12 protein-coding genes are annotated in these 14,139 nt (G+C 56.2%); 5 read left to right on the top strand and 7 right to left on the bottom strand.

Annotated elements, in window-relative coordinates:
* The first annotated feature begins 16 nt into the window (after window positions 1-16).
* The 5 genes from IPM50_08175 to IPM50_08155 are packed head-to-tail and all read left to right on the top strand — an operon-like array spanning window position 17 to window position 6,611.
* Entirely contained in the window at window positions 17-3,460 is a 3,444-nt protein-coding gene (locus IPM50_08175; GenBank protein QQS31664.1) for a molybdopterin-dependent oxidoreductase, read from the top strand.
* A gap of 9 nt (window positions 3,461-3,469) precedes the next feature.
* Window positions 3,470-3,937 (top strand): hypothetical protein, encoded by a 468-nt coding sequence (locus IPM50_08170; GenBank protein QQS31663.1) that lies wholly within the window; start codon window positions 3,470-3,472, stop codon window positions 3,935-3,937.
* A gap of 2 nt (window positions 3,938-3,939) precedes the next feature.
* Window positions 3,940-5,082 carry a dehydrogenase gene (locus IPM50_08165; GenBank protein QQS31662.1) on the top strand — a complete coding sequence of 381 codons (1,143 nt, stop codon included), beginning with the start codon at window positions 3,940-3,942 and terminating at the stop codon, window positions 5,080-5,082.
* Window positions 5,083-5,096: 14 nt separating this feature from the next.
* Window positions 5,097-5,951, top strand: coding sequence for a hypothetical protein (locus tag IPM50_08160; GenBank protein ID QQS31661.1), 855 nt, complete (start codon window positions 5,097-5,099; stop codon window positions 5,949-5,951).
* A 15-nt stretch (window positions 5,952-5,966) separates the two neighbouring features.
* Window positions 5,967-6,611: a molecular chaperone TorD family protein gene (locus tag IPM50_08155; protein ID QQS31660.1), complete on the top strand. Its 645-nt coding sequence runs from the start codon at window positions 5,967-5,969 to the stop codon at window positions 6,609-6,611.
* On the opposite strand, the gene IPM50_08150 is transcribed toward IPM50_08155, so the two are convergent.
* From IPM50_08150 to IPM50_08120, 7 genes are all read right to left on the bottom strand, one after another.
* Window positions 6,608-7,519: an efflux RND transporter periplasmic adaptor subunit gene (locus IPM50_08150; protein ID QQS31659.1), complete on the bottom strand. Its 912-nt coding sequence runs from the start codon at window positions 7,517-7,519 to the stop codon at window positions 6,608-6,610. The two genes, IPM50_08155 and IPM50_08150, sit on opposite strands and share 4 nt — an antisense overlap.
* 10 nt (window positions 7,520-7,529) lie before the next feature.
* The gene (locus tag IPM50_08145; protein ID QQS31658.1) at window positions 7,530-9,893 is read right to left on the bottom strand and encodes an FtsX-like permease family protein; all 2,364 of its coding nucleotides are present in this window, start codon (window positions 9,891-9,893) and stop codon (window positions 7,530-7,532) included.
* A gap of 3 nt (window positions 9,894-9,896) precedes the next feature.
* Window positions 9,897-10,649 (bottom strand): ABC transporter ATP-binding protein, encoded by a 753-nt coding sequence (locus IPM50_08140; protein QQS31657.1) that lies wholly within the window; start codon window positions 10,647-10,649, stop codon window positions 9,897-9,899.
* A gap of 25 nt (window positions 10,650-10,674) precedes the next feature.
* Window positions 10,675-12,051 (bottom strand): aminotransferase class V-fold PLP-dependent enzyme, encoded by a 1,377-nt coding sequence (locus IPM50_08135; GenBank protein QQS31656.1) that lies wholly within the window; start codon window positions 12,049-12,051, stop codon window positions 10,675-10,677.
* Between the two features lie 39 nt (window positions 12,052-12,090).
* Window positions 12,091-12,909 (bottom strand): YwiC-like family protein, encoded by an 819-nt coding sequence (locus IPM50_08130; protein ID QQS31655.1) that lies wholly within the window; start codon window positions 12,907-12,909, stop codon window positions 12,091-12,093.
* A gap of 13 nt (window positions 12,910-12,922) precedes the next feature.
* Window positions 12,923-13,663: an iron-sulfur cluster repair di-iron protein gene (gene ric, locus IPM50_08125; protein QQS31654.1), complete on the bottom strand. Its 741-nt coding sequence runs from the start codon at window positions 13,661-13,663 to the stop codon at window positions 12,923-12,925.
* Window positions 13,664-13,753: 90 nt separating this feature from the next.
* On the bottom strand, window positions 13,754-14,137 hold the full coding sequence (locus IPM50_08120; GenBank protein QQS31653.1) for a hypothetical protein: 384 nt from the start codon (window positions 14,135-14,137) through the stop codon (window positions 13,754-13,756).
* Window positions 14,138-14,139 lie beyond the last annotated feature (2 nt).

The raw sequence follows: 14,139 nt of genomic DNA, 5'->3' as shown, positions 1-14,139 counted from the left end.
TGAGCGAGGCAACGATATGAAAAGCGAATATTCAAGACGCGAATTTCTGGCACGCATCTCAGCGGCAGGCTTTGGAGCGTTGGCCGCATCGGCGACGAATGCATGGGGCCTTGACGCGATCACGAACCCGCTGGCGGTATATCCTAACCGCGGCTGGGAGGACGTTTACCGCGACCTGTGGCGGTACGATTCGAAATACACATTTACATGCGCGCCGAACGATACGCACAACTGCCTGCTCAACGCGTACGTCCGCGACGGCGTCATTACGCGGCTCGGGCCCACGATGCGTTACGGCGAGGCGAAAGATCTGAGCGGCAACGGCACCTCGCACCGTTGGGATCCGCGCGTTTGCCAAAAAGGCCTCGCACTGACACGCCGTTTTTATGGCGACCGCCGCGTCAGCCAAACGATGGTGCGTGCGGGATTCAAGCGTTGGTATGAGGAAGGCTTTCCCAGAGGAAAGGACGGGCGCCCCGACAAAAGCTATTTCAACCGTGCCCGCGACGAATGGATACGAATGTCGCACGACGAAGCGGCGACCATCGTTGCCGCTGCTCTGAAGAACATCGCTGAGACGTATTCGGGCGAAGAGGGAATGCGCCGGCTCCGTGAGCAGAACTATGAAGAGGCCGTGGTCGAGGCGACGCAGGGCATCGGCACGCAGGTAATGAAATTCCGCGGCGGAATGCCGCTGCTCGGTATTACGCGTGTTTTCGGCATGTACCGCCTAGCGAATTCGATGGCTTTGCTCGATGCAAAGGTACGAGGCGTCGGGCCTGATCAGGCCGTCGGCGGCAAAGGCTTTGACAACTATTCTTGGCACACCGACCTTCCACCCGGACACCCGATGGTAACGGGACAGCAGACGGTGGAATTTGATCTGAACTCGACCGAATATGCAAAGACCGTCGTGGTGTGGGGAATGAACTGGATCACGACGAAAATGCCCGATGCTCATTGGCTGACCGAGGCACGCATCAAAGGCACAAAGATCGTAGTCATCGCGTGCGAATATTCGGCGACGGCAACAAAGGCTGATGATGTGATCGTCGTGCGTCCCGGCACGACACCGGCGCTTGCACTTGGGCTGTCGAACGTCATTCTCCGCGAAAAACTCTACGACGACGAATACGTCCGCAGCTGGACCGACATGCCGGTTTTGGTGAGGATGGATTCACTGAAGTATTTGAAGGCTGCCGACGTTTTCGGCGGAACACAAGCCGAGCTTAAACAGACATTCATCGTCCGCGAGGGCGAAAAGGAACCGCCGCCCGCAAAACAAACGTCGCAGAACGTCGTCGCCGAAAAGCTGCGTGCGGAATGGGGCGACTACGTTTTCTGGGACACGAAAACGAATGCACCCACCGCATTGACACGCGACGATGTGGGCAAGAATTCAAAGACCGCGGACGCGATGCTGGAAGGTTCTGTCGAGGTAACGCTCGCGGACGGCAGCAAGGTAAAGTGCCGGCCCGTTTTTGACCTTGTGAAGGAATACGCTGCACATTTCGATCCGAAGACGGTCGAGGAATTGACTTGGGCGCCCGCGGCCGCGGTCGAGGGACTCGCACGCCACATCGCCAAAGAGCCGGGCACGACGCTGTTCGCGATCGGCATGGGTCCGAATCAGTTCTTTAACAGCGACAACAAGGACCGCGACACGATCCTGCTTGCCGCATTGACGGGAAACGTCGGAAAGATCGGCGGCAATATTGGTTCCTACGCCGGCAACTATCGCGTCGCGTTATTTAACGGTTCGCCGCAGTATATCAACGAGAATCCGTTCGACATCGAGCTCGATCCCGAAAAACCGGCACGGCCTAAACAGTATTGGAAGCCCGAATCGGCACATTATTACAACCACGAGGACCATCCGCTAAAGGTCGGAAAGACCATCCTTACGGGCAAAACGCATATGCCGTGTCCGACGAAATCGATGTGGTTCGCCAACGCCAATTCGATCCTCGGCAACGTGAAATGGCACTACAACACGGTCTTTAACATGTTGCCGAATATCGAGATGATCGCCGTCAACGAATGGTGGTGGTCAACTTCGTGCGAATGGGCGGACGTGGTTTTCGGTGTGGATTCTTGGGCCGAGCTGAAGCATCCCGACATGACGGCATCAGTAACGAATCCGTTCCTGCTCGTCTTTCCAAAAACGCCGATCAACCGCATTTTCAATACCATCGGCGATATAGAGGTGTTCGCACTGGTTTCTTCAAAACTTGCAGAACTCACCGGCGACCAGCGTTTCAATGACTACTGGAAATTCGTCCGCGAGGACCGGACGGACGTCTATTTGCAGCGGATACTCGATAATTCGACGAATACAAAAGGCTATAAGTTCAGCGAGCTTCATCAGAAGGCACTCGAAGGCATACCGGCATTGATGAACAGCCGAACTACGCCCAAGAACGTCGGCTACGATCAGCTAACCGATTCGACGCCGTGGTACACAAAGAGCGGCCGTTTGGAATTCTATCGCGAAGAGGACGAGTTCATCGACGCGGGCGAAAATCTGCCCGTGCACCGCGAACCTGTCGATTCGACATTCCTCGAACCGAACATCATCATCGCACCGCCGCATGAGGCCATGCGGCCAAAGAGCCCCGAAGATTACGGAGCGAAACGCGACGACCTGTCGTGCGAAACCCGCTGCGGCCGCAACGTCGTTTACACGTGGGAGGAAGCGAAAAAGACCGCACATCCACTGATGAAGGACGGATTCAAATTCATCTTTCACACGCCGAAATACCGCCACGGCTCGCACACGACGCCTATCGACACGGACATGGTCGCGATACTTTTCGGGCCGTTCGGCGATATTTATCGCCACGACAAGCGGTCGCCGTTCGTGACCGAGGGCTATGTGGACATTAATCCCGGGGACGCACAGGAACTTGGCATCAACGATGGCGATTACGTCTGGATCGATCCCGATCCGGAAGATCGTCCGTTCCGCGGCTGGAACAAGAGTGCGAACAAGGCCGATTTTGAGGTTGCAAGGCTCATCTGCCGGGCTCGCTACTATCCCGGAACGCCCCGCGGCGTAACGCGAATGTGGTTCAACATGTACGCCGCGACGCCCGGCTCGCAAAAAGGCCAGAAGGACCGCAAGGACGGCCTTGCAAAGAACGAAGCGACCAACTATCAGGCAATGTTCCGCGGCGGTTCGCACCAATCGGCGACACGCGGCTGGCTGAAACCGACCTGGATGACCGATTCACTTGTCCGCAAAGGGATGTTCGGCCAGGGCATTGGCAAAGGTTTCGCTCCTGACATTCATTGCCCGACCGGAGCACCGCGTGAGGCGTTCGTCAAGATCTCAAAAGCCGAGCCCGGCGGCATTGACGGCAAAGGGCTTTGGAGGCCGGTCGAACTCGGCATTCGTCCGCGTACGGAATCTGACGCGATGAAAAAATACCTCGCGGGTGACTTCGCGAAAAAGGGTTAACCATCAGAAATGGACGCTCAGAAGTTACATCTTATCCTGAATCACTACCCCGCGATACTGATGGTCGCGGCGACGGTGCTGCTCGCTTTCGGCATGTTTCGGGCGAGCGACGGAGTTACGAAATTCGGGCTCTATCTGGCCGTCGCGGCCGCACTGATCGCATTGCCTGCATTTGTGACGGGCGAGACGTCGGGTGCGAAAGCAATTTACTCAGGCCCGCACGCCGAGGCTTTGGCTGCACACAAACACACGGCCAGAACGTCGTTCTTTCTGATCGAGGCCGCGGCCATCGCATCGCTGATCGCGGTGTTCAGGTTGCGTATGGGGAGCAAACTCGGAAAGGCATTTGCGGGGTTGATACTCGCTGTATCGGTCGTCGCTTGCGTGATGATCGTTTACACCACGCATCTCGGCCGTCAGGTGAAATGGGCAGCCGCAGAAAAAGCAGATCTCATAGAAAACATTAAGGAGAACTAACAATGGCACGCGTAAACAATTGGCAACTTGGACGGGAAATGTCCTATTGGTATCCGGAGAGCCGCCCGCAAAAGCAGTTCGCCGCAGTATTCGATACGAACAAGTGCATCGCGTGCCAAACCTGCACGCTTGCCTGCAAAACCACGTGGACCTCGGGCAAAGGACAGGAGTACATGCTGTGGAACAACGTCGAGACCAAGCCCTACGGTTTTTATCCGCTCGCGTGGGATCTGAATTTGCTGGATATGCTCGACGGCGGCAATTGGAATGAGAGCGGCGAACGGCCCGTTTACGAGGGCAGCACCATTTTCGAATCCGCACCCGCGGGCGAACGCGTTCTCGGCTGGCGGCCCGAAGATCAGGATTACTCCTATCCGAACGTAGGCGAGGACGATTGTGCCGGCCAGATCGACGGCGGTGCGAGCATTGCCGGATCGCACGACATGGCGTGGTTCTATTATCTGGCACGCATCTGCAACCACTGCACGTATCCGGCGTGTCTGGCGTCCTGCCCGCGAGGCTCCATTTATAAACGGCCTGAGGACGGCATCGTGCTGGTAGATCAGGGACGCTGCCGCGGTTATCAGGAATGTGTAAAAGGCTGCCCGTACAAGAAAGTTTTCTACAACGCGATGACCGGCACGAGCGAAAAATGTATAGCGTGTTTCCCGAAGATGGAATCAGGAATTCAGCCGCAATGTTTCGTCAACTGCATCGGCAAGATACGCATGGCAGGCTATCTGAACACGCCCGAGAACGCGCGTGCCGACAATCCGCTCGACTATCTCGTTCACATCAAAAAGGTCGCGTTGCCCCTGTTTCCGCAGTTCGGACTCGAACCGAACGTATATTACATCCCGCCGGTTCACGTGCCTACGTCGTTCACACGGCAGATGTTCGGGCCCGGCGTCGAAAAGGCCATCGAAACATACCGCAACGCCGTCAATGATACTGATCTGGCGGGACTGCTGGGACTCTTCGGATCGTCAGAACGCGTTATGACCAAATGGCGGCGGATCGGCGAGACGATAACGGGACTCGATGACGACGGCAACGTGCTGGTCAATGTTCCATTGAAAGAGCCTGTCCATATCAGGCCGGCGTATGACACTTTACACCAGATAACGCGGGTCAACTGCCCGTAACAACAGGAGGACAGATGTTCACCAAAAAGACGGTCTTAATTACACTCGCTGCCCTTTTCCTCCAAGGCGCGATCTCGTGCAGCAGGGCGGTCGTAACGACGCCTGACGTTCAGGCTGTTTCGGCCGAGCGCATCACGCTCGACCCGAACGACAATGTCTGGAACGCCGCCCCGCTGCATTCATCGAAACTGATACTCCAGGACCTCGTCGATCCGCGGCTGATGGAGGCATCGACGCAGGAGGTCTTTGTAAAGGCGATCACGCACGGCAACGAGATCGCGTTTCGGCTCGAATGGGCAGACGCTTCGCAGAACGATCTGCCGGGCCCGCGTGAGTTCGTAGATGCGGCTGCCGTGCAGCTTCCCACGAAGATCGAGGCAAGCGTGCCCGCACCGCAAATGGGCGAGGCCGGAAAAACGGTCGAGATATCGTATTGGCGGGCTGATTGGCAGGCGATAGTTGACGGACGTGCTGACGAGATAGCAGCCCTGCATCCGAACGCTACCGTCGATCACTATCCGTTTCAGGCAAAACCGCTCGAAAATGACCCGAATGCAAAGGCAAGCGCCGAAATGCGTTACGCACCCGCACGCAAACTCGGTAACAACCGTTCCGGTCCGCGGGAAAATCCTGTCGAGGACCTTATCGCCGCAGGACCGGGCACTCTCTCGCCGGGGCCTAACGCTTGGTCCAAAGGCAAAGGCGTTCGAACAAGCAACGGATGGGCCATCGTCTTGACGCGGCCGATACCCGAGGGCTTTTCACAGGCCTCGCCTACTCAGGTAGCGTTTGCCGTCTGGGAAGGTACGCATCAGGAAGCAGGCGCGCGGAAAATGCGGACAGGCTGGGTGCAGATGCTGCAGAAATAGTCAGCGAGGTACAATATGCAGAAACGAGAAGAGAACAGACTGCTTCGTGAGGCCGCACAGTGGCGCATGACGGCGCTTCTTTTCGAATGCCCGTCGGAAGAATGGAAGCGTGAGGTAGCGGACCTTGCGTCTGAGGTCGGTGATAAAGACCTCAAAAAGGCGGCGACGAGCGCTCAATTCGAGGCCGGCGAGGGCCTGTATCATGCGACATTCGGCCCCGGCGGCCCGGCCCCGCCGCGTGAGGTAACTTACCGTAGTTGGGTTCAGCCGGGATATCTTTTGGCCGAACTCTCCGCTTTTTACGACGCGTTCGCTTACAAACCAAAAACTCCCGATGTGCCGGATCACGTCGCCGTCGAGGCCGGCTTTATCGCTTATCTGAAGCTCAAATCCGCATTTGCCATCGCGAACGGCGACGCCGAGGCCGCGGCTGTCGCGTCCGAGACAGCGGAACGATTTGTTGCCGATCACATTACGAAATACGCGGAAAAACTTGCCGCATCGTTGGAGTTCTCAGGTATCGAATATCTCGCTTTGGCCGGCAAGTCGCTGTTCGATCTGGCGGGAAAGGACCCAGACGCCGCACGTACCCCGCTGCCCGTGATACAACAGGTCGAATCGGATAATTTTACATGTTCGGTCGCGGGAGAAGTTCCCTAATTCGACTTGACCCTTGATCTGTCCGTCAGGTCCTTTGGCGGATACAGAACAACGGTGTCGCCGTCATCAAGCCCGCCGAGCACCTCGGCGTATAGAGTCGATCTTTGCCCGATCTGAACGGTGCGGGTACGGGCTTTTGATCCCGACACGACAAAGACCTGCCAATCATCGCCTGTCTTGAACAGAGCGCTCATCGGCACGCGGAGCACGTCCTTGCCCTCCCACAGCACGATGCGAATGTCTGCCTTATAATTGTCGCCGATGTTATTCGGCGGTACATCAAAATCGGCGATGACGTTTACGCGTTGTTCTTCGACGCCCAGCGATGAGACCTTGGTAAATGCCTGCGGTTCTATCGTCCTGATCCTTGCTTCGAGCGTGCCGTTGCCGCCCCAATTCTCGACCAAAACGCGCATATGCGGCCGCGCCTTTGCAGCATCTGTTGACAGTATGTCCGCTACGACCTCAAGCTGGGACGGTTTGCTTACCTCAGCAAGCTGAGCGCCTGCCTGCACCATGCCTTCGCTCTGAACGAATATTTTGGTGAGAATACCGTTCTCCGGCACGTAAACGTTGTAGGCATAGGCGTAAACATTGGGCTCCGGGGAGCGCGTCGGATCGGTAGGCCTTGGCGGAGACGGATCGATACGGGTCAGAACGTAACCTTTCGGAACGCGGTCGCCCTCGTGCAGTTGAATGCGGTACATCTTGCCGGAAATAGGAGCAGTAACGACAAAGCGTTCGTGATATCTTACTCGGCCTTCGGCGTCGATGGTGGACATCATCTCGCCGCGTGAAACGGAGCCCGTTTCGACCGTGACCGCATCAGAGCGAATAAAGCCGAAATACACCACGATCAGGAACAGCAACGCTCCGGCGGCGATGTAGATCGTTCTTCGCTTTGGCATTTTCATCGATTCACTCGCGGGTTTTCAGCACGGCTATCAGATCCATGTTCCCGATACGGCGTGCGACCAAAATTCCGGAGAGTATCGCAGCGGCCGCCACTATCAGCCCGGAAAACAAAAAGGTCCGAACGGAAAACACGATCGGCAGCCGTATGATCTCCGCATCGACCACTTGGGTAATTATCACACAGATGCCAAGCCCGATGGCGAATCCGAGCGGTATCGCAAATGTGGTCAGTATCGCCTGCTCCTCCAGCAGAAGCCTGCCCACTTCGTCTTGCCTATAGCCAAGTACACGAAGCGAGGCCAGCTCACGCCCGCGTTCGGCAAGGGCGATACGTGCTCCGTTATAAACTACACCGAACGCAATTACGCAGGCAAAACCTATCAAAAATGTGGTCGATGTCCCGATGGTACGTGCCATCGTCTCATTGAAACTCGAAAGAGTTGATTCCGGCATCGCGACGCCCGCCACCGACGGCGTTGTTTTCAGGCGTTTGTAAACCGCGTCTTTCTTATCATTTTCGATCGAGAGAAATGCGCCTGAAACTGTGTTCTGTTCGTTCATCAGCCTATTAAGGGCGGACAACTCCATATAAACGCCCATGCCGAGCAGCTCATCAGCAATATCGGAAATTACGACTTCTTTTTTCGGCCGCGACCCTTCCGTGACCTCGACCGATATCCTGTCACCTTTTACGGCACCCAATGAATCTGCAATGGTCTTGCCTAAAACTATGCCTTCGGGCGGCAGATTGACACGGCGAAAATCACGGTCGATGATCCGTCGAAGCTCATTGTCGTTCGACGCTCCGCTGATGCCGACCCTCCGCGACCGATTGCCATTGCGCAGTATCGCCGGAACAACCCGATACGGCTCGACCCTGATGACGCCCGGCAGCGACGCAAGGTCATAAACCGACAGGCCGGATCGCGGTTCGACAAAGGTGACCTCGACGTCTTCGCGTTGGATCTGACCGAACTGAATGTCGATTATCCTGTAGATCGCGTCGAAAAAGTAAAATCCGATGAAGAGAAGCGCGACCGAAAGCGATATACCCAGCGATGACAGAAATGCTTTCAACGGCCTTCGAATGATGTTCCGCACGACCATTCGCGACCTTGCCGAAAGCAGTTCCCTGAATCCCGCGGTCTCAAGAAAACCGGCGTGAAAATTCGGCGGCGTTTCGGGCCGCATCGCTTCGGCGGGCGGCAGCGAAACGGCCTTGATAACCGCGGAAACGGCTCCCGCCGATGCGGCACCAATGCTGATAAGAACTGAATATGCGATGACCTTGAGCGAGACCGAATAATCGAGCACCGGAAAATGGAAGTACTGGCCGTACAATGCCGCCATGCCCGTTCCGAGCCACGCACCGAGCCCGATGCCGATCACTATGCCGCCGGCAACGGCCAAAACGGCAAGTTTCAGATAATGCAGGCCGACGTCGCGGTCGCGATAGCCGAATGATTTCAAAAGTCCGATCTGTTCGCGTTCCACATTCACCAACCGCGAAAGCACCAGATGCAGCAGAAATGCGGTCACGCCAAGGAAAACCGCAGGAATGAACGTACCGAAAACCTGCAGCTCCGCCAGCTCATTCGAGACAAAACGGTGTGAATATTGGTCGATTCTCGTATATGCGCCAAAGCCGCCGTATGGCTCCAAAATGCTGTCGAGCTTCTGAATAACGTCGGCCTCGACAGCCGACGGCCCGAGCGTAAGCACGACGTCGTTGAATGCATTATCAAGTTGGAAAAGCGAGCCGGCGGCCTTGCGGTTCATCCAGAGGATGCCGAAACGGCGATTGTCAGGAAAGATGTCGCCCGGCCGTATCTCATAAATGAACTCAGGCGAAAGAGCGATCCCTGCGATAAACAACTTTCTAAGACGTCCGTTCAAAACGGCGCTCAGGTGGTCTCCGGGCCGCAGGCCGTTAGCATCGGCAAATGCGCCGCTGATGACCACCTCATTCTCATGGCCCGGTTCCAAGGCTCGGCCCCGCTGCAGATAGAGCCCGTTCAGCGGATTTGGGTCGGTCTCTGACACGGAAACAACACGTCCCTGAACAGGCTCCCTGACGTCGGGCAGGTCAATCGTGACTGTCGCGACGACGCGCGTCTCCACCGCGGTGACGCCCTCGATGGCAGCGATGCGAGATCGTACCGATTCCGGAGCGCTCTTGAGCGACGCGAATACGTCTGCGAATTTGAAATGTGCGTAATAGCCGTCGCGGCTCGCCAGCAGCGAATCGTAAGTGCTCCGCATCGCCACGAACGTGGCCACGCCGCAGGCGACGACCAACGCTGTCGTTATCGCCTGGCCCCGCAGGTGCCATAGGTCGCGCAGCATTTTCAGATCGAGGGCTTTCATTATTCACCAAACAAGGTCGGCAGGATTCGCCCGAACCTCATTCTTTTCGATAGAAACTATTTCGCCGCTGCCGATATGAATGACGCGGTCTGCCATAGCGGCAATGGCGGCGTTGTGGGTGATCACGGCCGTTGTCGTTCCAAGCTCCAGATTGATATGCCTTATCGCTTCGAGTACGAGTTTGCCTGTCTTCACGTCGAGAGCTCCTGTCGGTTCGTCGCACAAGAGAACATCGGGCTGCTTCGCGATCGCCCTCGCTATTGCGACCCGCTGCTGCTCGCCGCCTGACAATTGCGCCGGGAAATGGTCCTTGCGATCTGCCAAGCCGACCATCTCGAGAGCCTTTTCTGCCGGCATCGGATCTTCGGAGATCTCTGTGATCAGCCTTACGTTTTCGATAGCTGTCAGACTGGGAATGAGGTTATAGAATTGAAAAACAAAGCCGACATGTTCCCGGCGAAAGCGTGTCAGCTCCGCGTCGTTAGCCGTTGTAAGAACGTGATCCTGATAGATCACGGTTCCTTCGGTCGGGACGTCAAGGCCGCCGATGATATTCAGGAGAGTGGATTTGCCGCTGCCTGAAGCACCCAGCAATACGACGAGCTCGCCTCGGTAAAGGTCCAGATCGACCGACCGAAGGGCATGCACATCAACGTCGCCCATGCGATAGACCTTTGACACGCCGCGAACCTTGAACACTGCATCGTCAGCGCTCGTCATGGGTCCATCTTCTTTGTCGCTTTCCGGCATCGACATCGTCTCCGCACCGGCGAAAGTTCGATCAGGTGCGCATCGTCAACAGTATATCCTCTATGTCACGCGTAGTAGTGTCGGGGTTAATGAAGCAGAACCTAGCGACCGTCTCATGCTCGCCGTTCGTCCGCCATTTTGTCGGGGCGACAAGTGCAAAGCCTGCATCGTGATTTTTGATGGTCCAATGAGTATAGTCCTCAGGTTTCCAACCGACTCGCCGAAACAGGACGCACGAAAGGCTCGGTTTGCGAACGAGTTCCAGATAAGGATCTTCGTCGATCAGACGCCCCGCTATCTTTGCCAACTCGATGCCGCGTTCGATGGCTTTTGCATAGCGGTCAGTGCCGTGCATGGCCAATGAGAACCATAGAGGCAACCCGCGGACGCGACGTGTCAACTGTATCTGATAGTCAGCGGGATTGAAGCCTTTGTAACCTTCGTCGTAAAAGATATCGAGATATGAACCGCCCTGCGAATGTGCATTTTTTGCGAGTTCAGGTTCGCGGTAGATCACGGCACCGCAGTCGTACGGCGAGAAAAGCCACTTATGCGGGTCGATAGTGACGCTGTCTGCAAGCTCGATGCCATTGAAAAGATGCCGGACACTCGGTGCGGCCAACGCTCCGCCGCCGTATGCTGCATCGACGTGAAACCATATCTCGTTGTCGCGGCAGTAGCCGCCGATGCCTTTCAGGTCGTCGATGATACCGGCATTGGTCGTGCCGGCCGTGGCAACGACCGCGAACAGCCGCTCACGGTCTTCGGCAGGCATCGCCGCGACGTGAGCCTCCAGCATCTCGCGTTCAAATCTTTCTTCTGTGTCCACGCGTTCGATGTCGCAGTCGATCACCTTCGCCATTGCCTTTACGGACGAATGTGCGCCCGCCGATGTGATGATGATGCCCCGCGTGGTCGCCCGCGACGCGTCCTCTGCACGCCAAGCCTCGCGAGCGGTGACCATGGCGGAAAGGTTTGCTTCGGTGCCGCCGCTGGTGAAAACGCCGAACGCACCCTCAGGCATTCCGGCCAGCGACACGAGCCAACGCATCGCTTCATTTTCGGCAAAGATGCAGCCCGCACCCTCGAGCCAGAACGCGCCGTGGACGCTTGCGGCAGATGTAACGAGGTCGAACATCACCGCTGACCGCGTCGGCGACGCCGGCACGAATGCAAGATGTCGAGGATGGTCAATGGGAATGCTTGCCTTGATCAGCACGTCGCGAAACAGCTTGAATGCGGTCTCGCCGCCGATGCCTTTAGGAGTTACGGTCTCGCCGACCAGCGACTTCAGTTCTTTTTCGGTCTTTGGTTTTCCAAGAACAGGATCTGTGTCGGTAATACGGCCGATCGCGAATTTCATCACGTCGAGCGTCATTTCAATGAGGTTCAGATCGATCTCATGCATGGTTTGATTGTAGCCCTAAAAGGCGAAATTGGTGACCGTTCAAATGCCCCAATGATATCCGACGATAAGTGCGGCAAGCGAAACAATTCCCAGCACGACCTCGATTACGCCGATCTTCATCGCCTTCGTCGGTTTGCGGTAACGCGAAAGGCCGACCGATGCCCTGAAAAGCAGCACCGCCATCGCCGGGATCGTCAGAAATGGCAGTTTGCCAAATGCCGCCAACGCTGCCGTCAAAACCAATGCAACGGTGTGCGCTGTCACCGCAGGCCAATAGGTGAACGGCTTGCTTTTTTCCACGCTGAGCCGATTCCTGACATACAGGATCGACGTTGTCAGCCTGGCCGCCAGGAAGAACCACACCGCTGCCGCAAGCTGCCATTCACCGCCGCCGGCGAGAATGATCGCCGCAGCCGATGCCGACATTGCCAGAGCACCGGCGATTTCCGGCAGCATTTGCCGATTTTGCCGATATACATCGCTGTGTAGCTGAAAGACGGCAAGCGGCGGCAGAATGATGAGCGGCAATAGTGCCGAGAAATTCACGGTCAACAAGATCCCGACAGCACCTGCTGCAAGGACAAGTGCGTAGCCGGCCGCATATTTGGCAGATAATGACCTAAATTCGTTTTGCCTGCCGGCCACGGCCTGCATCGCCCAAACCGACAGCGGACGACGCAGCAGGAACGCACCGACGATCATCACTGCGATCCAAACTCCGCCCATCGAGAACGAGATCGCAAGGCCCGCGACGATAGGTTCAAACAGAAAGCTCCACCCGCCGTGCTCGACGGGCAGAGCTACTTGTTTGGCCTTGACGCTGCGGACTTCTCTCGTGTTGACAGCTGCAGCAGTCATTTCCATAGGATACCTACACGGCCGCTGTCGCGAAAACACGACGTTCCAGTTCGGCCGCCTTTGGAAACACGAGATTGTTTTCCAGATGTATATGCTGATGCAGGTCCTTTTCAAATGCTTCGAGCCGGTGATAGAGTGCCGTGAAACTCGGACACGCACCTTCGGGCAGCGTGTAGTCCTCCGAAAGTTCACGCAATTTGGCTAGCAGCTCGCCGGCCAGCTCATGTTCGGACATCATCATTCTGACAGGATGCTCGACCGTGCCGAATGGCGGAAATATTCCGGGACGTCCGTGTTCAATACTGCGCTCGAGGTCTTCGATGTATGGGAACAGCACCTTTTCCTCTTTCTCCATATGCGGCCACAGTTCGTCGCAAAGCGAATTGAATGTGTGCTCCATCTCGATCAGGTATTGGTAGTGTTCGCCGTGGCGGCGTGCGACCTTTGCCATCAGAGGCATCAATTGCTGCATTTCGCTGCGTGTGAAAACGTGGTGCGTGTCTAGGATATGCGTGATCAATTCCCTGAGCGGCATTTCCGTGAATCGTTCGTCGCCGGTCTTTCGGCCTTCGCTCAAAACGTTTTCGATCTTTTCGATCACAACGTCCGGTGTTGTGCCGGCATTGACGCAGGCCTCATCAAACGGCGTGTCGCCGTGACAGCAATAGTCGATCTTAAACTGCTCAAAAACGCGCGTTGTGACCGGTGCTTCGAGTGCGATCTCTCGAATGGTTCTCGTTTGGTATGAATGCATAAAGTTTTCCCCCGAAGTTCTCCTGACTTCGAGAAAAATTTTCTCAGGGCCGGCGGCCTAAAAATATGATCAAGGTCATCTTGGCAAAATTCAGCAGGAGTTTTTTAGATCGGGATTTGGAAAGTTATCTGATTCGTCCTCGCCGTCACGGGGTTTCAGGCACGTTAGGTCCTTTTCAACCAAAATATCCAGCACACTGCCGTCCGCGAGCATCTGCCGTCCGCTGAAACCGAGTTGATCGGCCGCCGCCCATTCGTCCGCGATCGCCGCAGGCACAGTCACCGTCATCCTGCCGCCGCTAAAGCCCGCAGCAACGATATTGCCATCGCCTATTTCAATTCGATAGGAAAATACATCCTCGTCCAAAGGTCCGAACATTGTGCGTTCTTCGACCGATCCTTCTGAAGCCAAGGCGTCTACTTCCGATCGCGTCATTCTCAGTCTTATGGAATTTCCTTTTATTCGTAACTTCATAG

It is taken from the genome of Acidobacteriota bacterium, assembly GCA_016700075.1.
Lineage (GTDB): Bacteria > Acidobacteriota > Blastocatellia > Pyrinomonadales > Pyrinomonadaceae > OLB17.
This window is presented reverse-complemented; position numbering and strand designations above follow the sequence as displayed.